The organism is Aestuariivirga sp., assembly GCF_965227715.1.
Classification (GTDB): Bacteria; Pseudomonadota; Alphaproteobacteria; order Rhizobiales; family Aestuariivirgaceae; genus Aestuariivirga.
In genome coordinates this window covers 2,106,022-2,125,715 of record NZ_OZ245771.1, presented here as the reverse complement: position 1 = coordinate 2,125,715, position 19,694 = coordinate 2,106,022, and the positions used below count along the sequence as shown (strand labels likewise).

16 protein-coding genes and 1 tRNA gene are annotated in these 19,694 nt (G+C 58.2%); 10 read left to right on the top strand and 7 right to left on the bottom strand.

Features of this window, described 5'->3' with window-relative positions; translation table 11 throughout:
- Positions 1-2 precede the first annotated feature (2 nt).
- From ACO06F_RS09965 to ACO06F_RS09935, 7 genes are all read left to right on the top strand, one after another.
- Positions 3-1,382 (top strand): hypothetical protein, encoded by a 1,380-nt coding sequence (locus ACO06F_RS09965; protein WP_421696527.1) that lies wholly within the window; start codon positions 3-5, stop codon positions 1,380-1,382.
- Positions 1,383-1,909: 527 nt separating this feature from the next.
- On the top strand, positions 1,910-2,323 hold the full coding sequence (locus ACO06F_RS09960; protein ID WP_421696526.1) for a ferric reductase-like transmembrane domain-containing protein: 414 nt from the start codon (positions 1,910-1,912) through the stop codon (positions 2,321-2,323).
- A gap of 325 nt (positions 2,324-2,648) precedes the next feature.
- Positions 2,649-3,443, top strand: a complete 795-nt coding sequence (locus ACO06F_RS09955) for a type I restriction enzyme HsdR N-terminal domain-containing protein (RefSeq protein WP_421696525.1) — start codon at positions 2,649-2,651, stop codon at positions 3,441-3,443.
- Positions 3,444-4,647: 1,204 nt separating this feature from the next.
- Positions 4,648-5,514 (top strand): hypothetical protein, encoded by an 867-nt coding sequence (locus tag ACO06F_RS09950; protein WP_421696524.1) that lies wholly within the window; start codon positions 4,648-4,650, stop codon positions 5,512-5,514.
- A gap of 114 nt (positions 5,515-5,628) precedes the next feature.
- Positions 5,629-5,877, top strand: coding sequence for a hypothetical protein (locus ACO06F_RS09945; RefSeq protein WP_421696523.1), 249 nt, complete (start codon positions 5,629-5,631; stop codon positions 5,875-5,877).
- 119 nt (positions 5,878-5,996) lie between these two features.
- The gene (locus tag ACO06F_RS09940; RefSeq protein WP_421696522.1) at positions 5,997-6,833 is read left to right on the top strand and encodes a hypothetical protein; all 837 of its coding nucleotides are present in this window, start codon (positions 5,997-5,999) and stop codon (positions 6,831-6,833) included.
- 166 nt (positions 6,834-6,999) lie between these two features.
- Positions 7,000-7,953, top strand: coding sequence for a hypothetical protein (locus ACO06F_RS09935; protein ID WP_421696521.1), 954 nt, complete (start codon positions 7,000-7,002; stop codon positions 7,951-7,953).
- 3 nt (positions 7,954-7,956) lie between these two features.
- Here the strand turns inward: ACO06F_RS09935 and ACO06F_RS09930 are convergent, their stop codons facing one another.
- Positions 7,957-9,864, bottom strand: a complete 1,908-nt coding sequence (locus tag ACO06F_RS09930) for an ATP-dependent helicase (protein WP_421696520.1) — start codon at positions 9,862-9,864, stop codon at positions 7,957-7,959.
- A 447-nt stretch (positions 9,865-10,311) separates the two neighbouring features.
- On the opposite strand from ACO06F_RS09930, the gene ACO06F_RS09925 reads away from it, so the two are divergent.
- Positions 10,312-10,848 (top strand): hypothetical protein, encoded by a 537-nt coding sequence (locus tag ACO06F_RS09925; protein WP_421696519.1) that lies wholly within the window; start codon positions 10,312-10,314, stop codon positions 10,846-10,848.
- A gap of 156 nt (positions 10,849-11,004) precedes the next feature.
- Here the strand turns inward: ACO06F_RS09925 and ACO06F_RS09920 are convergent.
- The 4 genes from ACO06F_RS09920 to ACO06F_RS09905 all read right to left on the bottom strand — a co-directional run bounded on the left by ACO06F_RS09920 (position 11,005) and on the right by ACO06F_RS09905 (position 14,924).
- Positions 11,005-11,079 (bottom strand) — tRNA-Gly (locus ACO06F_RS09920).
- 44 nt (positions 11,080-11,123) lie between these two features.
- Positions 11,124-13,175 (bottom strand): amidohydrolase, encoded by a 2,052-nt coding sequence (locus ACO06F_RS09915; protein ID WP_421696518.1) that lies wholly within the window; start codon positions 13,173-13,175, stop codon positions 11,124-11,126.
- Between the two features lie 101 nt (positions 13,176-13,276).
- Entirely contained in the window at positions 13,277-13,618 is a 342-nt protein-coding gene (locus tag ACO06F_RS09910; protein WP_421696517.1) for a hypothetical protein, read from the bottom strand.
- A 187-nt stretch (positions 13,619-13,805) separates the two neighbouring features.
- The gene (locus tag ACO06F_RS09905) at positions 13,806-14,924 is read right to left on the bottom strand and encodes a 2'-deoxycytidine 5'-triphosphate deaminase (protein ID WP_421696516.1); all 1,119 of its coding nucleotides are present in this window, start codon (positions 14,922-14,924) and stop codon (positions 13,806-13,808) included.
- Positions 14,925-15,000: 76 nt separating this feature from the next.
- Between ACO06F_RS09905 and apaG the strand changes: the two genes are divergently transcribed.
- Positions 15,001-15,393, top strand: a complete 393-nt coding sequence (gene apaG / locus ACO06F_RS09900; protein ID WP_421696515.1) for a Co2+/Mg2+ efflux protein ApaG — start codon at positions 15,001-15,003, stop codon at positions 15,391-15,393.
- 6 nt (positions 15,394-15,399) lie between these two features.
- Positions 15,400-16,557, top strand: coding sequence for an acetylornithine deacetylase (gene argE / locus ACO06F_RS09895; protein ID WP_421696514.1), 1,158 nt, complete (start codon positions 15,400-15,402; stop codon positions 16,555-16,557).
- A 107-nt stretch (positions 16,558-16,664) separates the two neighbouring features.
- Here argE and ACO06F_RS09890 read toward each other — a convergent pair whose 3' ends face one another.
- Positions 16,665-18,683: a CocE/NonD family hydrolase gene (locus tag ACO06F_RS09890; protein ID WP_421696513.1), complete on the bottom strand. Its 2,019-nt coding sequence runs from the start codon at positions 18,681-18,683 to the stop codon at positions 16,665-16,667.
- A gap of 13 nt (positions 18,684-18,696) precedes the next feature.
- Positions 18,697-19,629 (bottom strand): alpha/beta hydrolase, encoded by a 933-nt coding sequence (locus tag ACO06F_RS09885; RefSeq protein ID WP_421696512.1) that lies wholly within the window; start codon positions 19,627-19,629, stop codon positions 18,697-18,699.
- Between the last annotated feature and the right edge of the window lie 65 nt (positions 19,630-19,694).

Below are 19,694 nucleotides of genomic sequence, written 5' to 3'. Positions count from 1 at the left end.
ACATGTCAGGACCAAAAGTTGTTAGGATTGTTACACGAGAAGAAGTTGAAGCCCTCTGTCGTCAGGCGATAGGAGGCGCTGAGGCAGCAGCGGAAGAACTGCGGCGCATGCATGAACGCATGGGAACCTGGAACGATAAAGCCGCCTCTGACATTCATAGTAGTCTCGAGCAGTTGCGAATTCTGTTGAGAGCCGGCCAGTATTTGGAAGTGCAAAAGCAGGCGCCTCTTTCGTCGACGTTTATGAGATCTGAGGCGGAACGACTATCTCGAGAAGCTCTTACTGCGGCTGAGATACTCCAGAAACGGCGGCGACACCTCATAGAGTCTGCAAAGTCGGTTATTCTTGTGTTGGAAAGGCAAGGAATCGCCGTGTCTGGAGAACTTCGGGCGGTTATGAGCCTGGCCGTAGCGGCTAGTAGCGATGATATTCAGGCTCTGCGCAAGATTGTTTCTGAGGGAATGAAGAGTGCTCGTTCTGAGGCAACAGGTTCCGCAGGCACTTCAGAGAAGGGGCGGGAGTTGGCTTTGCGCCTTCAAGATCCGTCTAATGGCGTTAGCTTGGAGGAATGGCTCAATGATAATCGTGTTCCAAGTGCCGCAGAGAAGAGACTGGATGCAGCTTTAGCCTCGGTTGAGGTGTTCTGTTCGCCGGAGGAGGTGCGAGATTTCAGGAAGCGGACGGAGGCCATTTTAAAAGCGCCAGCAGCATCGATCGATCCGCAGGTGGACTCTTTGGTGTTGGAGGCATCAAATGCCGCTCAGCGCGCGCGGAAGAATGCACTTGCTGCGTCTCGATTGCGCGAGTTGTCATCTGAACTGCGTGCATTGGGCACTTCGTCTGCCCTTCAGTTTGCCGACGATTTGCTGGAAGCAGTGCAAGATGGGCAAGTTGAGCGTTATGAACAGGCGTTGGAACGGGGGCAAAGCGTCATTCGAGATGAGTTAGCTGCCATAGCTGCCGACGCGAGGAGAAGAGCTGTTCTCGCGGGTCTGGCTTCTCTAGGATACGAGGTAAGAGAAGGCATGGTTGCTGCCTGGGTGCGAGATGGCCGAGTGATAGTCCGTAAGGTGGGAACAGTGGATTACGGAGTAGAACTGGGTGCCCCGCAGGATGCTTCCCGGTTGCAGGTGCGACTGGTTGGGTCCGACGCGCCACAAATGCCGCGCAGTAGCTCTCGTGATCGTGACCAAGAGGTGGCTTGGTGTTCCGACTTCTCGCAATTGAAGGAAATGTTGAAGAAATCTGGCAGTGAAATGACAGTACAACGGGCTCTTGAGCCGGGTGCCGAGCTTGTAAAGACAGTGCATTTCGACGTTGCAAGAGGTGCAGAAGTCGATCAGCAATTTGGTGAGAAAGGGCAGCGTCGCAGTTCTACGTGAAGCCTTGTTGCTTTTGGGACTTGACTGGTTGGAATTCAGCGGCGCTCCCGACGTCTTCGTCCCGCCACCCTTGGAGGCCGCGGCTGATTGTCAAGGCGATGGCGTCGGACGATTGAGGGGTCAGGGTGCTCGATCGTTTGGCCGGGCGAATGATGGCCAACCCTCTCTCTCGCCGCCGCGTGGTTGGCTGATGACGTGACCGAAGAAGGTCGCTCTTCCGCGTGTTCCCGCTACCGTGATTAAAGGTGAGGTGACTGGCTTACTTGTCGGTGAGAATGTCGGTCCCATGATCCTAATCCATGACCGCGCGGGCCGCTTCTCTGCTCTCAAAGCTTTTGCACTGGTTGTCCTTCTCGCTCCGGCCCTATGGCTGCTGTGGCGGGCGCTGACGCATGATCTGGGGCCGCTGGCATTCACAGAAGCAATCCATGTCTCTGGATAGTGGTCGGTGTGCTTCCTGCTGGTGACGCTCGCTCACGCCGATGCGGCGCCTCATTCGCTGGAATAAGTTGGCGTTGGGGAGGCGCATGTTCGGCGTCGGCACCTTCCTTTGGGCGGGCGTGCATCTCGCTCTCTACCTGGCGAGCGTCAAATTCGACCTCGTCTTCTCGGGCAGCGAGATCATCCATCGCGCCTATCTCACAATCGGCTTTGCGGCGCTCAGCGGCCTTGCAGTGCTCGCATCCACCTCCACGGACACATCGATCAGTCGCCTCGGCAGATGGTGGAAGCGACTACATCGCTGGACATACCGCATCGCCGCGCTGGCCATTCTGCATTTCTTTATGCAATCGAAGATCGATACGTCGGAAGCAACTCTCATGGCTGGGCTGTTCCTGACCCCGATGCTCTCGTCCTGGACGGCAACGAACTCCCTGTTCTGCTCAATGCGAGCTTCGAGGGTTTTGATCTCTTCGATGAACGAATTCGGCGTGAAGTAGCTCACAGGACTTGAGTAGATTGTTAGCTCATAGGACTCAGTCATAAAGATAGTGGAATTGAGCACCAAACAGGTGGCGTGGGCATACGAGAGTTCGGTCGTGCTATCTATTAGGCAAGTGTAGAGAGGGTAAAGCTTCGCGCCCTGTTACCAAGCCCAGCTGCCCCCCGCGATTCCCGCCATGCAGCAGTCGTTCGGCAATGCAGCAATGCCCCGGAGCGCCGGCAGCCACGCAGCCGATAGGGGAAAGAGCGATCAACCTCCGACCTTACCCATTGATGTCAACCGGACCTTAGGGCAGAGTTCGTGCAACAATGGGGGAGACAATGGAGAAACTACCAAAGCGATTTGTTGAGCGGGTGGCAAAATCACTCAAGCAATACCAGCACATAACCGAAGCGCAGCGGAAACGAGACGTGTCCGAAGCGGACACGGTCACAGTCGTTAAGGACATTCTCGCCGATATCTTTGGCTATGACAAATACGCCGAGTTGACTAGCGAACATCAAATCCGAGGCACATTCTGTGACCTAGCCATTCGGGTTGACGGAAAAATCCGTTTTCTTGTGGAAGTTAAGGCCGCCGCTTTGGACCTAAACGACAATCACCTCCGGCAGGCGTTGAACTATGGCGCCAACCAAGGGATCGAGTGGCTCGTTCTTACAAATGGGGTGGATTGGCAGCTCCATAAAGTCATATTTGGCCAGCCTATCGACAAGGAGGAGGTCGCCCGCTTCAACCTCGGGGCTATCAGCGCGCAGCGGCAGGACGACTTACAGATTCTCTATCTTCTGGCACGGGAAGGTACCTCAGGGGACGTGTTGAACTCTTTCCACCAGCGATCTCAGCTGGTGAACAAATTCATGGTCGCGCAGTATGTCCTCTCTGAGGGGGTCTCCGCACTCATCCGTCGAGACCTGAGGCGGCATTTCCCGGACCTGAAGGTCAGCCCCGAACAGATCCAAGAACTGCTGTGCAACGAGGTACTGAAGCGAGAAGTCCTGGAAGGCGACAAGGTCAAAGAAGCCCAAAGTCGTATTAAGAGGGCAGCAAACAAGCTGGCAAAGCAGGCGGAGAAGGATGCTGCGGTGGTGTCTGCCGGAGATACCGCCAGTGAATAACCGGAGCGCGGGCTCATTGCGTGTGCTGCCAACTGTGATCTGCGGGAAAGCTGCATCAGCAACCGGTTGAGAGGGGCAATGAAGACTTAGCGGCCGTTAAATACCGCACGTCTGGCCACGGAATTCTTGCCGCTTTGCCTGCGCTCTATGGAGGGCAGGTGCACGGTTGGATTTTCGGATTTGCTGTGTTTGCCATCCTCCTGGTGACATTTGCGGCACTTGGTTGGGCTGTCGTGTTCCGCCGGGTAGGGCCACACCACGCGGCCTGGCATCGCGGAATAATTCTGGCAGTTGCGTTCGAGGGGATAGGACTGAGCGCGCTTGAGTTCGGCAGATACTAGGAGATGCTTTGGCGATGCGGTGGAGAAGGGAACCCGCAACACCTGTGGTGGAGAACGTCATTCCCTAGGCGGCACATCGTTCGCCACCCGCTTACGAGGGCGTGACGAAGGCGATGATAGTGCCCGTGAGGAGACCTTGGAGCCCCTCGCAAGATCTACAGCTTCGAGATCGTCGAAGAAGTAATAAAATTCGCCAACAATACTGATTTTGCCTTGGCAACCCACTTCTTTGCGATCGCCCACTTCGTGGGCGCTTTTAAAATGATAGTAGCGGACATGATTTGCGGCCGAATCCACTCGTACGGCTGAGTTGAATCCGAAATGACAAAGTACCTATTCAATCACTTCTCTATCGCCGATCGTTGCGGACTTCCGTGAAATACCAGTTCTCTTTCTCTCTCTCCAGGGCCGGCAATGAACTTCCTAAGTCCGACTCTCATCTTCCAAACTAGTACATTCAGGGAGCCGCTGAGGTTCAGCGCCGGGGGAGCGATCTGTGGGAGTGTGGCGATGGGCGCAGTAGTTATTCGCAATCTCGGCAAATGCGACGGAGGTTCGCTCAAACATCCCTCCCTTGCCAATGAAGAGTGCCCGGTGCCGTGCGGTCTTCCGGATGGATGACTTCATCGGCTCCGGCAGTCACTCAAGCGGATTTTGGATGCGAACTGGAGAAACGCCGCTATTCCGCGCCGCGCATTGTCTTGGACCTATGAGCTCTTTACCAGCTTCCCCCTACTGCGTTGTACAATGGTGAAAAGTCGAAAATTACCGTGGACTATCCAAAAAATTCACGAGTAGTTGGCTTGATCAACCGCTGAAGGTCGGAGTACAGAACAACGAGGCAGCAATGGGGCAGGGTTGGAATGAAAAAGGCCACCGGCAAGAAGGATGGAGACTTCTTCACAAAGAGGCTAGACCCAACTGCTTCGTTACACTGCATTATTGAAATGCGAGCAGAGAACTACTCATTCGAGCGCTACGTCGAATTCTGGCGGCTTCTATCACATGAATTATTCGATGGAGATGCGGAGGCAACGAACCTTGTGTATCTTCTATCGGCTTCCAGAGTGTTGGGGTATTTAGACTCAGGCAAATGTCTTGTGTCCCACGAAAGAATATCAGAATCAAAGTCGTACCTTCTGGCGAATGTTCTTTCTCTAGAAAATGCCACTCGAGGGATGCAGCTTCTCACGAACTACTTTCCCTTCTGGGATAATCTTTTTGAAGTAATGGAGTCCGCCACAATTGGGACCGCTATAATAGACGAACTGATCGATTTGGAGAAGACGGAACGCAAGAGTCACAATTCTCGTCCCAGCCTCACCAAGGCGATTGCGGCCGCAAGGGAACACAAAGAATTTGGGGGGCAATGGAGTGTGTCCTCCTGGAAGGGTCTCTGGAGAGATTACGCCACCGACCTTCCGTTGTCGTGGGCCATTTGGGAAGCCAATCTGGACATTCGCGGCCTCTGCGGAGAGAGTTGCGATTCTGTTGAACGTTTCCAGGACCTCTTGGCAGAAAATCCGGAATGCTTGCTGCGCCTTCTAGGCCTGGCCAAAACCGCTCAGCTGACGCTGCTCAGACTCGTTGACAAGGCCTCTCTGTCCAACAAGAAATTTCTTCGTTTCCCAGCAGAGCTCCCCACAGTATTGCTGCCAGAAAAGAGAAGAACAAAGAACTTTTATGAGCTGGAATCGATGTACGGCCCAAGGGACGCGCAGGGGGGATAATTTCGATCTAACAGGGTCAAGATGAGAATGATCCGATTCACCAGCATTTTGAGGCTGCGATAGGTGCGCCAAACCCATCATCTTCACCTGGTCATCAAGACACAGGAGAAGATCATGCAGAACATCACCCAAAAAATCGCTAAGAACGACCGCGCAACGGCTGTTGCTGCCGGCCTGATTTTTCTTACGGAAAGTCAGCTCGCTGAGCGCTGGCAGGTCTCCGTAAAGAAGTTGCAGGCTGACCGCGGGAACCGCTGCGGAGTGCCTTTCGTAAAAATCGGCCGATCCGTCCGCTATCGGCTCGCGGAGGTGCTCGCCTTCGAGGAACTCCACATGTTCCTTCCCACGGGCGCTGTCCACTAGTCCTCCCACCTATTGGGCGGGGGTTGTCGAGCGGCATCCCCCCGCCATCCGGAGAGCGGCTCAATACCTGCCTAAACCTCTCACCAATTGAAAACACTATAACCTGGAAGGACACATAAATGTCTCGTTACGATACATTTGAATATGAAGACATATCCCCCGAGTCTAAGAGCAATATTCGTGCCATCGCTCAACTAAGCAATCAGGAAGTCGAGGAACTCTTAGATTTAGTGAAAAAGAATGTCGCGCGCGGCAATAGGCGATACCTCGAGGCTCTTAGCCATGTCTATGAGCTATTGGCCAAGGCAATGTGTGATCGCTTCGTCCGAAATGCTCTGAAGCGCCACATGACGGACCTCCGGGAGTGGAAAACGAGCGCAAAGCTAGTTAACTGTGTGGTCCGGAATATTATGGGCGTTTCCCGTCAAATGGCTAGCAAGTACGCTGCTGTTTTCGACTGCGCGTTCGAACAAAACATAGTCCCATCGGAGTTAATCGCATTTGTGAAGGACAACGGTGGAATTGAGAAGATCTATATTGGTGTCGCTAAGAGACGAAAAATCAAGTCAGGAGCTGGTGAGCGGCCGTTGTTGTCAAAAGCTAAGAGTAAGTCAAAAAAGTTTGAAACTCCTGCACAGCACGAAGTTGGGTTGACAACAGTTTCAGCGGACCTAGAGCAAGGCCCACGGAAGCGAGTTTTTGAGAATGAACACCCTGTTGCATCCATCGGCGATGTTGTTTCATTCGGATCTAGGAAGGGTGTGCAGGTTTCCAGCACGGCAGACGAGTGGATGGTCGAGGTGTGCAATACCATGAGACTGCTTGGTGATCTGGCCGTGAAGGAGAGAACGCCAAAACTTATTTTGATTGGATTCCGAGCCTCTAAACACGGCACAATCTCGGTCAAACTGTCGATCGCCAATTGCAAGTGGAAAGAGGCATTGAAGACTCTCTAAAGACTCTTCAATGCCTGATTTCGTTGAATTCGCAAAGGGGGGGTGGACCAGCCCCCCTTATGTTACCTAGTACTTTTCATCAAAAACATCGATCTCAGGCTTCGTTCAGGGCCTTCGCGCCAACTTTGAAGACATTTCGCAATGCCTAATTTCGAGTTGGCGATCAATGAAATCATCAAACAGCAGAAACAGGAACATAGAGATGAGTAGGATCGCTGAGATCTTAGAGAAGCAGATTGATGTCGACCACAGCCCAAAGCTGAAGGCATGGGAGGCAGGTGATGAAGATACTGCAAGAAACCCTACACCAGGCGTAGCGGAGCAGCATCGACGCATAGAGTACGCCCTCGAGAAGCTATTTGGGGAGATTGAGGGCCGAGAACCTTCCGAACGCGAGTTGGCATCTGTCATGGAGAGGTTTGGACGGAGTGCAGGCAAGCATCTCTTGGCCACGAATCCGTACGCGAAGAAGCTGTTCGCGGGGCACCTTTTCCGCGCCTTTCAGGAGCTGGCAGTTGACGAAGAGTGCTATGCCGTGACGGTCTATCACCCCGATCTGGAGGTGCCCACCCCGATTGGCGTCAGCTGTGAAGAAGAGAATGCGGGTGAAGAGTTGAAGTTGGTCGAGAAGGATGCGCGACGCGAGTTTAGGCGTCTACTGAGCGGCTTCTCGTTCCTTGCGATTTTCGATTTTTCGTTGGTTCGCGAGCCGAGAAATGAAGCCTCCGGTCCCCATGACGCAAAGTTCAGTGGGCTGCCTCATCATCACGCTATCGTTTTTGGAGAGAAGGCCAAGATCGAGGCGGCGGTGAAGAGACGCTTGAAAGACCCCAATGGGGGACGCGGAGGTTCCAAGGTCTACAAGATCACCACTGTTCTGAATCTGCGTGGTTGGCTTGGATACATGTGCAAGGATCCGCGTTGCACCTATCGCCTTATTGACTGGGGGAAGGATAGGAAGATGAGGCGCGAGCGTATGTACGCCCCTCAGCAGACTTATCTTTTGCATTTCTACGGAAGAATAACAAAGCCGGAGCTATGCATGGGGTCCGGCCTTGGACTGGAAATCGTTCAGAGGGCAGTTGAGACGGCGGGCGGCAGTCGGAGGCCGAACCATTAGTAACTATTGGCGAGGCTGTCTTCGGACTTTTGCTGCGAGACCCGGTAGACTTAGGAAGCGGGACGGGCCTGAGGTGCCTGTCCCGATGTCTTCATGTTCTGGGCGGATATACGACATATAGAGATGCTGCCTTGCCCTGGTAACCGCCACATAAAGCATCCTGCGCTCCTCGGCAATGTCATCGGGAGACTGGCTCCTGGCGTGCGGAACCTGATTCTCTTGAAGCCGGGGAAGGTAGACGACATCCCATTCCAGACCCTTGGCACCGTGGATCGTGCTGAGGGTCAGACGGTCGGTTGCGGTATCGGCACGCTCGTTCTGCTGCTCGAGGGCTAGGATGGCTACGAATTCGGGGAGGTCGGCAGATGCGCTTGCCTGAGCCTGCAGTGCTTCCAACTGCCGCGTGATTTCCTTCACCTGTTCCGGCGATAACTTTCTCTTAAGGACGAAGGCTCCCATTGTTTCTAGGACGTTCTCGACAGCCCTACCTAGATCGTTGGCCTTTCTGGCTGTCTTAAGCGCAACAGCGAGTTTGGCAGCGTCGGGATGTCGGGAGGTGATTTCGTCACGGATTATTCCATGAAAATCCTTACGGGTTGGAGCCGTTGATGCCTTCTTCGTGATTAGCTCTGCGCGCTTCTTGCCGATTCCGGGGATCACCTGCAGCAGTTGTCGAAGGGCGAGGGTGTCTTTGCGGTTTGCGGCAACACGAAAAACTGCTGTGACATTTTCGACGATTGCGTCCGATTTGGTCCTTTTCCCTCCGACCTGGTGAACTTCAATCTCTCTTTCGACCAGCGCGGACTTGAGTGCCACAAAGTAGTTTGACGTGCGGCAGAGGATGGCCTGATCGGCTAGGGGAATGCCCTCGGCGAAGTGCTGCTCGATAAGGTCACAGATATCCTCGATTTCGGCGTCAGCACTGGGATAAGCGGTTAGCCTTGGTTTCTTGGATTTCGGTGCATCCTTGGAGGCCTTCGCTGGAGAACGCTTGGTCAGGGTGCGGTCGTCGAACACATTTCCAACCGCCACGATTTTGGGGCTGGACCGATGGTTGGTGCCCAGTTCGAATGAAACGACGCCTGGTGCCGATTGGATCGATTCCCAATTTTCGAACCGCGCACCCCGAAATCCGTAGATGCTCTGCCCTGGATCGCCGACTACCATAAGGCTCCGATCAACCGCCTTGGCCGGAGAACCGAACAGCAGCTTGATGAGTCGGAGTTGCATTCCATTGATGTCCTGGAACTCGTCAACCATAATGTGCCGGTGCTGCTGCTGGAGACTGCCACGCACACCTTTGTGTTGTTTGAGCAACTTCACTGCGAGGCTGAGAAGATCATCGAAATCGACTAGCCCACTCTCATGCTTCATCCGCCGGTAACGTTGCGCAAATTCTTTCAGGACGGTACTTGAGCGGGCCCGCCCCGGGTGCAGCTTGTTCATCTCCTCCGCGAAGTTGCATCCGGTATTGCGACTGAAACTCAACGCCGCCAGCAAATGCCCTGCCTTCGGGATCGCCGCGTAACCATCACTCTTCATCGCCACGCAGATTTCCTTTGCGAGCTCGCTCGAGACAGCGGGTGTGGCCACCGTAAAGCTTTTCGGTAAGCCGGACTTCGTTGGGTACTGCCGCAGTATTCGGTGACACAGCGAGTGGATCGTGCCGACGACTATTTCCTGAGCCGAGGGGTTGGCGATTCGGGTTCTGATCTCATCCGCTGCCTTTTTCGTGTGCGAGAGGACGAGAATCTCGCTTGGGTGAACCTTGGAGTTGAGAAGTTGCGATATTCGCCTCTCGAGAACCCGTGTCTTGCCACTGCCTGCTGCCGCCTTCACGAGAGCAATGCCTTGTCCGAAGTTTATAGCTTTCTGTTGTTGGAGGTCCGGTTCGTCCGACTTTTCATCCATGCCCATCCCCCTACTTGAAGTAATCTGCCTACCTCAGTCACTTTACAGGGAAGTTAGGTGACCTCACATCTTCGATCAGCTGAGTCCGCGAACACGCTGGGAGGGTCGTGGGGGGGGGACACAATGGTTTGATGCGTGACGTTCGAAGGCACCGCATGCGTCGTCTTTGCGAGGAGCTTCGTCCATTCTTCTGGGTTCTCGGCTATCACTTGGCGCAATTGGTGCATTCGTAGTATGATTCACGCATCTTCAGGTCAAACAACGAGAGTTAGTCCGTATCTAAAGGAAATGCTGATGGGCCGACCGGCACACTACAGCCTCGACATTGTCGCCCGGTGCCGAACGCTAATTGAACGGTTGGAACCCCTCGTCCAAAGTGGACTTGGGGGTGATTACTTACACGGCGGTCCTCTGACCACTACTTTCCTGCTAGCCATGGCGGCGCCCATGATAGGCCTTCCCATTGAACGCATCTTCAAGGCCAAGGAAGGTGATCTTGTTGCCGATGACAGTTCGCTGAACGAAGGCTTGAAGGAGGAGGTTGTCCGCATACTGGACGGCAAGTTACGGTTTGCCGATGCGCCATTCGCCCAAGGCATCGATTGGCGGCTGATTCGCGACGTCCCGCCGTTCAATGTCGCTGTCTGGGATGCTGCTCAACACTTTGATGCTCTCTCTAGCGACGATGCCCGTGCGACCGCAAGCCAGACCCCGGCCGATTTCATGATGCGGCACGTCCGTAACGCTCTGGCGCATGGCGGCATCGTCTATCTCGACAGTCAGGGTCGGATGGGTGACAGGCACGCCGAAATGCTGGGCTTTGTGAGCGCAAGGAAAGAGCGGAACACCCAGAAGATCATCGGTCTGCATGTATCGCGCGTCAGCGAAACCGACTTCCGCCGATTTTTGTTCGCCTGGGCGGACTGGATCGCGGCATCTGGCATGGCAAACGAGTTGAACGAGAGCCCGCCCCTGGCCGCCTGAACATTCACTCAGTACTCCCATCGTGTATTGTCATCGGCGCTTGAACAATGCGCAGTCGACCAATTCAGGGCGGCTTCGACTTGTGCGGAAGTTGCGATGATCTCATGCCGTGCTTACCCGGTGCTTACCTGAATTTCCGGATGATCAGCTAAGTGTTGGAGCGGGCGATGAGAATCGAACTCACGACATGCAGCTTGGGAAGCTGCCGTTCTACCACTGAACTACGCCCGCAATGCGGGAAAGATTAGCGGAGGCGGGGCGGGGCGGCAAGGGGCTCAATCCGTCTGCCAGTCAGGCGTCCGGGTTTGGCTGGTCAGCGTCACCTGTCCGTCGACGATCGTTGCCACCACGCCGATATCCTTGATCTTCATGGGCGCCACATCGCGCGGGTCGGTCTCCAGCACCGCGAAATCGGCGAATTTACCGGCTTCGATGCTGCCGATCCGGTCATTGACGCCCAGCGCATAGGCCGCATCGATCGTCACCATGCGCATCGCCTGGTCAACATCGACCACGCGCTCATGCGGCGCATGAACCTTGGAGGACAGCTCGCCGATGCGGTTGACCGCAGTCCACACTTCCATCAGCGGGCTCGGAACGCCCACGGGCGTATCCGAGTGCAGCGCCACCACGATGTCCTGGTCGATAAGGGACTGCATGCGTGCGGCGAGAGACGCGCGGTCGGTGCCGATCTGGTCGGCGTTGAGGTCCGCCCGCTGCGACACATAATAGGGATTGGTGCTGACGAGTGCGCCCAGCGCCTTCAGCTGCCGTGCCTGCGCCGTGGAGGAAATGCCGAAATGCTCAAACGAGAAGCGGTGATCGAAGCGCGGCTTCTCCGCCTGCAGCTCCGCCAGCGCATCGAGCGTCACCTGATTGCCGCCCGAGCCATTGGAATGCACGTGAATCTGAAAACCCGCATTCCACCAGGGCCGCATGGTGTCGACGAACTCCTGCTTCGAATGGAACATGAACAGTCCCTTGTAGCGCTCCGCATCGATGTAGGAGGGCCACTGCAGCTGCATGCCGAGGCTCACGAAGGCATCGTCCGCAAAGAACTTCACGCCATTGAACATCTCATGCTCGTTGCTCTCGGCACGAAGCTTGATGGCCTGGCTGACGGCATCCTTTCCGTAAGTTTCCTGAAAAGTGACGCCATCAACCACATGAACCACCCGCGCAATCGCGCCGGGCCGCCCGAAATAGGCCTGAACCAGCTCCTGCTCGAGCTTGAGGTTCACGCCGCCGTAAAACAGGTCGCCTGTCGTGGTCACGCCCGCCTGCTGCATCAGTGCCCCCAGATAGCGCAGCGCCTTCAAGCCTTCGCGCGGGGTCAGCACATCGGAGAGGGGTTTCAGCATCACAAGCTTTGCCGCCTCCGTGCCGAGGAACTGCCCATTGGAACTGCCGTCCGCGTTGCGCCCGGCGCCGACGGTGCTGGCCAGCTGATCCTCGGTCACATTCGCGTAGGCGATGGCCGCCGAATTCGCGAACACATAATGCTCGGATGCATCCCAGACGAGAATGGGGTTGGTCGTCGAAATCTTGTCCAGCTCTTCGCGTGTGAGGAAGCGGCCACCCATCGCCACCACGTCATAGCCCCAGGTCATGATGGTTTCAGTCGGCGATTTCGCCGCCGCCACATACCTCTCGAGCGCCGCCATCGCCTCTTCCGGCGTCCTCACCCCCGGGAAATCTTTTCCATAGGGGTTGCGCAGAGGAAAAAAGCTCAGGGGCGGGCGGCTCACCGCAATCGCACCCATCACCGGGTGCCCGTGGGCTTCAACGAAGCCGGGGTAGATGACCTTGTCCTTGAAGCGGTCGTCGATGGTGTAGGGGAAGCGCTTCAGCCAGGGATCGAGATCGGCAAGGCTGCCCACGGAGAGAATGCGCCCGTCCTTCACCGCAACGGCCGTGCCTTCGGGCCAGCCGGGGTCCATGGTCACGATGCGCTTTGCCGTAAACACGGTAATGCCCGGCGTGCTCAGCGCCGGCTTGTCCATCAGGGATGGCGGCAGCGGATCGAGCAGCGGCCTGGACGAATCGAGTGGCTTCTCGGGGCCTGCGTCGCTCTCATCTCCTTCCACGGAATCGCGGAAGATCTGTTCGTTCAGCGCCAGCCTGTCATTGAGCGCAATGGCCTCGCGGAACAGCGGCGCAAGCTCCGTCACGCAATAGGTGCCCCAGCTTTCGGGTGCGCCGGATGGCGTCAGGTGATTGGCGCCGATGCGCGAAAGACGCTCGCCATGCGCCAGGGCAGGCACAGTGGCCGCCGCACCGAGCAAAGTGGCGGCCAGCAGCGCCGGCGCGAGTGTGTGATGCCGCATGTATTGGTTCCGCCCTTGATGCACTTCTGCACAGAGTAACATGTGTGCATGTCTTGCCAACAGCGAAACGGCGGAGCATCGCTGCTCCGCCTGGGCCAATCCTATTTATGGCAGTTGGTGCCAGCAGAACAGTCCGAACGCGGTTTTGAACGATCGGCCGAAGCAACTTTGCTGTCGTCGCCAAGATCATGGTTCGCCGGGTCGTCAGTGCCGGTGTGGCGGCGGCGGCGGCCCGAAACGTCACTGCTGGAGCGGTGGTCTTCGGATCTGTGGCCGCTGGAGCTATGATTGCTCTCGTGATTGCTCTCGTGGTTACTCTCATGACTGCCGTCATCCGAACCCTTGCGGTCCGCCCATGCCGGAGTCATCTTGACTGCAAGCGCGGACGCGAAGACTGCGGCAGTGCCGGCGCCAAGCGTCAGAAACAGTCGTCTGCGATTCATGATGTCCTCATTACCCGTGATGTTGTTTGCCGCTTCAAGCGTCGGCAGTGGGGTTACGCAGGCAAACGCAAATCTATTCCCTTGAAAGTTGCATCATTCATCAAATGGGGAGCACGGCCTGGCGAAGCCGCGGCCTGAACGTTTGCAGAAATCACGAGGCGGAGTGTTCCCGGAAGACCTCTCCGCCTCAGCGGCTCTTGATATCGAAAGCCTTGAAGTGCTTGGAGAGCTTCAGCCCCTGGCGCTGGTAATTGGAGCCGATGCCCTGGCCATAAACCAGCTCCGGCGCTTCCGTCAGCGGCTCATAGACCAGCCGCCCGATGATCTGGCCGTCCTCGAGGATGAAGGGCACCTCGTGGCTGCGCACTTCGAGAACGGCGCGCGCCCCTTCGCCATGGCCGGAGCTGTGGCCGAAGCCGGGGTCGAAGAAGCCTGCGTAATGCACGCGGAATTCGCCGACGAGCGGGTTGAACGGCACCATCTCGGCCGCAAAGGCGGGGGGCACGCGCACAGCTTCCTTGGAGGCCAGAATATAGAACTGGTCCGGATCCAGCACGAGGGAACCGCGCTGCCAGATCGGCTCCCAATAGTCGAGCACGTCAAGCGCGCCCTTTGCGTCCACGTCAATCAGCCCAGCGTGGCGCTTGGCGCGAAACCCAACGGGCCCCTGCGCCTCGAGAGTCGAGAGGTCAACAGAGAGCGCGAGCCCATTGTCGATGTTGGCCTCTCCGAAGGAGATCAGCCCTTCCTTCTCATGCAGCGTGCGGATCAGCTGGTCGGTTGCAAGCGATGCGCCCTGCCGGAAGCGGATCTGTGACAGGCGTGAGCCTTCGCGCACCAGGATGGGGAATGTGCGGGGTGAGATTTCGGCATAGAGCGGGCCTTCATAGCCCTCCGGCACCGTGTCGAATTCCTGCGCATAATCGGTGATGACGCGGGTGAAAATATCTAGCCGCCCGGTGGAGCTCTTGGGGTTGGCCGCAGCGGCCACGCCCGGGGGCAGCGCCAGCTGTTCCTGCAGCGGCACGATATAGACGCAGCCCGTCTCCAGCACGGCGCCTTCGGACAATGGCATCCTGTGCAGCGCCAGTTCCTTCACCCGCTCGGCCACGGTGGAGCGTTTGCCCGGCAGGAAAGAGGCGCGCACGCGGTAAGCCCAGCTGCCAAGCCGCAGGTCCAGGCTGGCGGGCTGGATCTGGTCCGGGTCGGCCGGCCGGGCAAGCCGGATCAGCCCCTCTTCGCAATAGCGGGCGATGGTGCGGGCGGGCAAGATGCCCTGGCGGTCCTGAGAGTTCCCCATGGGCATCACATGGCTGAAATGCCTTGGCCTTGGCAAGTGTCTTCGCTGTGGAAAACTTGGGGGTTTGCGCTAGACTGCTCCCATGTATGAACGTGTCACCATGGGCGTGAAGGTCATCGTCCGCCCGCAATATCTGGACGGGCAGTCGAAGCCGGATGAGGGCCATTATGTCTGGGCCTATTCCATCACCATTGAAAATCATGGCCGCGAGACCGTAACGCTCCGCACCCGCTACTGGAAAATCACCGATGCGACGGGCCATGTGCAGGAGGTGCGCGGCGCGGGCGTCGTGGGTGAGCAGCCCACGCTCAAGCCGGGTGATACCTACAGCTATACATCTGGCTGCCCGCTGAAAACGTCGTCCGGCTTCATGGCGGGCGCCTATCAGATGCAGCTCACCTCCGGCGAATTCATCAATGTGGAAATTCCCGCCTTCTCCCTCGACAGCCCGCACGAAAAACACGCAATCAACTGAAGCATCATGACAGGCCAGATCTATTCGACGGAAGAGATGCTGAAGCATCTCATCAGCTTCGACACCACCAGCCGCGACGGCAATATTCCGTTGATCGAATTCGTTGAGGATTATCTCGATGGCTGGGGCATTCCGCATTTCCGCGTGGATTATGAGGCGAACCGCAAGACCAATCTCTTCGCCACCATTGGCCCGGCAATCGCGGGCGGCATCGTGCTCTCGGGCCACACCGATGTGGTGCCGGTCGATGGCCAGCCCTGGACGAGTGATCCCTTCCACCTGACGGAGCGTGGCGGCCGCCTCTTCGGCCGCGGCACCTGTGACATGAAGGGCTTCCTCGCCGTGTGCCTGGCCGAAGTGCCGAATTTCCTGAAGGCCGGGCTCAAATCCCCCATTCACCTGGCGCTCTCCTGTGATGAGGAGGTGGGCTGCAAGGGTGTCCGCCCGCTTGTGGCGCATATGCGGGACAATCTGCCGAAGCCGCGTGCCGTCATCGTGGGGGAGCCCACTTCCATGAAGGTGGTGAACGCCCACAAGAGTGCCGTCACATTCTCCACGGAAGTGACGGGCCACGAGGCCCACTCGAGCCTCACGCACCACGGCGTCAACGCCATTCTGGTGGCGGGTGAGCTTCTCTCCGAGATGAGCCGCATCCGGGAGGACATGATTGCGGTGGGCGATCCGACCCGGCGTTTCGATCCGCCCTATTCCACCATCCACGTGGGTGTCATCGAAGGTGGCACCGCCAAGAACATCATTCCCCGCCGCTGCACCTTCCAGTGGGAAACGCGCCTTCTCCCCACCGCGGACCCCGATTACGTGCCGCACCGCTTCAACAGCTTCGCACAGCGGCTGGAACCGGCAATGAAGCAGGTGGCGCCCGAAACCGGCATCGCCACTGCGGCCGTCAACAGCGTTCCAGGCCTTGCTCCCGAGAAGGACAGCCCGGCCGAGCACCTGGCGCTCCATCTGGCCGGCGCCAATTCCACCCATGCGGTCAGCTACTGCACCGAGGCCGGCCTCTTCCAGCAAATTGGCATCCCGGCCGTCATCTGCGGCCCCGGCTCCATCGAGCAGGCCCACAAGCCGGATGAATACATAGACACATCCGAACTGCGCAAATGCGAGGCCTTTATGGGAAAGCTCGCACAGCAACTGGTATAGACTGTTCATTCCCCCTGACTAGCAGTTCTAGGAATAAAAGTCAAGGATAAAATTCACAATCCTTCCCTTCTCCCATCCCTGCGGCACGGGAGAAGGGGATGGCCTCCCTACTGCAGCAGGCGCGGAATCTCCTCGTTGAACTCCTTCTCGAACACCTTCTTCTCGCCCTCATAGGCCTCGATCCGCCCCCACACGATCCAGTGCCGCTCCGTCGCGGTCAGCCGGCCGAAGGTTTCGGTGCGGATGTGCCAGTCGCCGCGGCGGCGCATCTCCGTCCAGTGGGTTTCCATCCGGGCGGACAGCGGGTCGTCCGGCATGATCGAATAGGTCTCGCGGCCCCGGCCGCCGATCACCAGCCCATGCGGGTGCAGTTCCTGCTCGCCGAAATCATCGACGATCTCGATCCGCATTTCGCCGGTCTCGGGGTCGGTCGTGGTTTCGCGCTTGTTCCAGGCGGGCTTGATCTCGGTCGTCTCCGCCGGTGCCGCAGCCTCGGGGCCCTGCCAGGACAGCGGCGCCTCGCCCGCCACATCCTTGCGGAGCGGCAGGTGAAGCTGGGACTTTCCGGCATAGACGGTCAGCGTCACCGGCTCAGGTGCCGGCCACATCATGGGGAAGTAGCTGGTCGAAATCGAAACCCGCAGCCGGTGGCCCTTGGGCACCCGCCAGGCAATGTCATCGAGCTTGATCTTCATCCGGTAATGCTTGCCGGGCTCGAGTGGCATGGGGTTTTCCCGGCTGTCCCGCATGCACAGGTTCTGCAGGTGATAGGTGATGCGTGAAACCTCGCCCGTGGGCCACACATCATTGAGCCGCACCGCAATATGCGCCACGGGCCTGTCCACCGAGAACTCGAGGTCAATCGCCGGCTGGCCCACAATGTCGATGTCGTTCAACAGATAGGGCGTCTCGAAGGTAATCGAATCGGCATCGTCCTTCGCCTGGTCGCCGGGAAACTCAGGCCCGAGCCAGATGATGCAATATTCGCCCCCATCAGCCCCTGTCGTCTGTTTGGAGCAGATGCTGAGCGGCGTTTCCGCGCCCGCCGTGGGCCCGATACCAGTGGCGTTCAGCCACCATTTCTTGGTGTCGATATGGCCGAAGCCCCAGAAACTGTCGCCAATCCAGCGCCCGTTGATCCGCTCGGGGAAGGAGCCGGGCTTCCACGGCTCCATCACGTAATAGCGATAATCCGGGTCGCGCGAAATGCCGGTCGAGGTGCCCTTCAGCCACTGGTCCCACCAGCGCAGGCACTCCTGCAGGAAGCCGATGCGCGGTTCCGGCACGGCGAAATGGGGATACTTATGCGCCCACGGCCCGATGATCGCTTTGCGAGTGGTGCGCAGTCCCTTCATCAGGCGCGGCACGGCGTTGGAATAGGCGTCGTTCCAGCCGCCCACCACCAGTGTGGGCGCCTCGACGGCGGCAAAATTCTCGCACACCGAGCCGTGCTTCCAATAATCGTCGCGGTGCGGGTGGGAGAGCCAGGGAATGATGAGGAAGGGCTCATTCTCCAGCCGCTCCATCCACATCTCGCGCCAGCGCTCGCCCACGATCAAGGGGTCGGGCGGGCGCGAGGAATAGGCAAGCATGGTGGCGGCCCAGCCCAGCATCTCGTTGATGACGGTGCCACCCTTGTAGTGCACGTCATCCTCATAACGGTCATCGGTGGAGCAGATGGTGACGATGGCTTTCAGGGCAGGAGGTTTCAGCGCCGCCACCTGCAGCGCGTTGAAGCCGCCCCAGGAAATGCCGAACATGCCGACCTTGCCGTTGCACCACGGCTGCGCTGCCAGCCAGGCAATCACCTCGAGCGCGTCGTTCTGTTCCTGCAGCGCATATTCATCCGCCATCAGCCCATCTGAATCGCCATTGCCCCGCATGTCGACGCGGATCGCGGCATAGCCGTGCCCGGCAAAGTAAGGGTGGGTCAGCGCGTCGCGCACATGGGTTCCGTCGCGCTTGCGGTAGGGCAGATATTCGAGAAGGGCGGGAACGGGGTTCTCCTCCGCATCCTCGGGGATCCACATGCGCGCCGCGAGTTTCGTCCCGTCAGACAGCGGAATCCACAGATTCTCGATTTCCTTCACGCTGCGCGGAAACGCGGTGATCGTGGTGATGGTCATGGGGCACGTCCTCTCAAATGGGCAGAACGCCGCGCAGCGCGAGGCTCGCGCAGGCGGCGGTGATGGCGTCGAAGCTTTGCCGCGCCGGCACACTCATGTGGCGGGCGCGCAAGAAGGCGTGGACCAGCAGCGGCTCGTCCCGGACGAAGGCAGCTACGCCGGCCTTCTGCAGGCGGCCCACATAGTCGAAACAATCGTCATGCAGCGGGTCAAGGCCTGCCGCCACCAGGAAGGCGGGCGGCAGCCCCGCATAATCCGTGGCCGCCAGGGGCTCCGCATAGGGGTGGCCGCCCCCCTTGTAGACATCGCGGTAGTATTGAACGTCGCGTGCCGAAAGCCCCGGCGCATGCGCCTGGCTCACATAGGAGCCGCGCGTCATGTCTCCGCCGAGGCCGGGGTAAATCAGCACCTGGCCGCGAAGCGGGGGGCCTTTCGCATCGCGCGATTTGAGGGCGAGCGCCGCCGCCAGGTTACCGCCCGCGCTGTCTCCGCCGAGGATGATGGCGCCGTGCTCCGCCGCCACTGCCCGCAATACGGCCCAGCCATCATCGAGCGCTGCCGGAAACACATGCTCGGGCGCCAGCCGGTAATCGACGGCAATCACCTGGATCTTCGCACCGTCACAAATCTCCGCGCAAACATCGTCATGGCTGTCGAGCCCGCCCAGAACGAAGCCCCCGCCATGGAAATAGATCATGACCGGCGCTTCTTCCGCCCCAAGCCTCTGGTAGTGGCGGCAGGCAACGCCACCGAGGCTCACATCCTCGGTACGAACCGCCTCCGGCCGGGCTTTGCGGAAATGCGCGCAATAGCGGTCATAGAAGGCGCGCTGCTCCGCCATGGTGAAGGTCACGGCGTCCGGCGGGTAAAACCGCGCCCCCGCGATCAGGAAGTCCCGGATGCCCGGGTCTTCGAGGCCCGCATATTTCTTTTCGATGTCGTCCAAGATTTTTCGCTGTGTGACGTCCGGCACAGAAGCGGCCGCGCCGCACGTTACAACGGGGATCACCG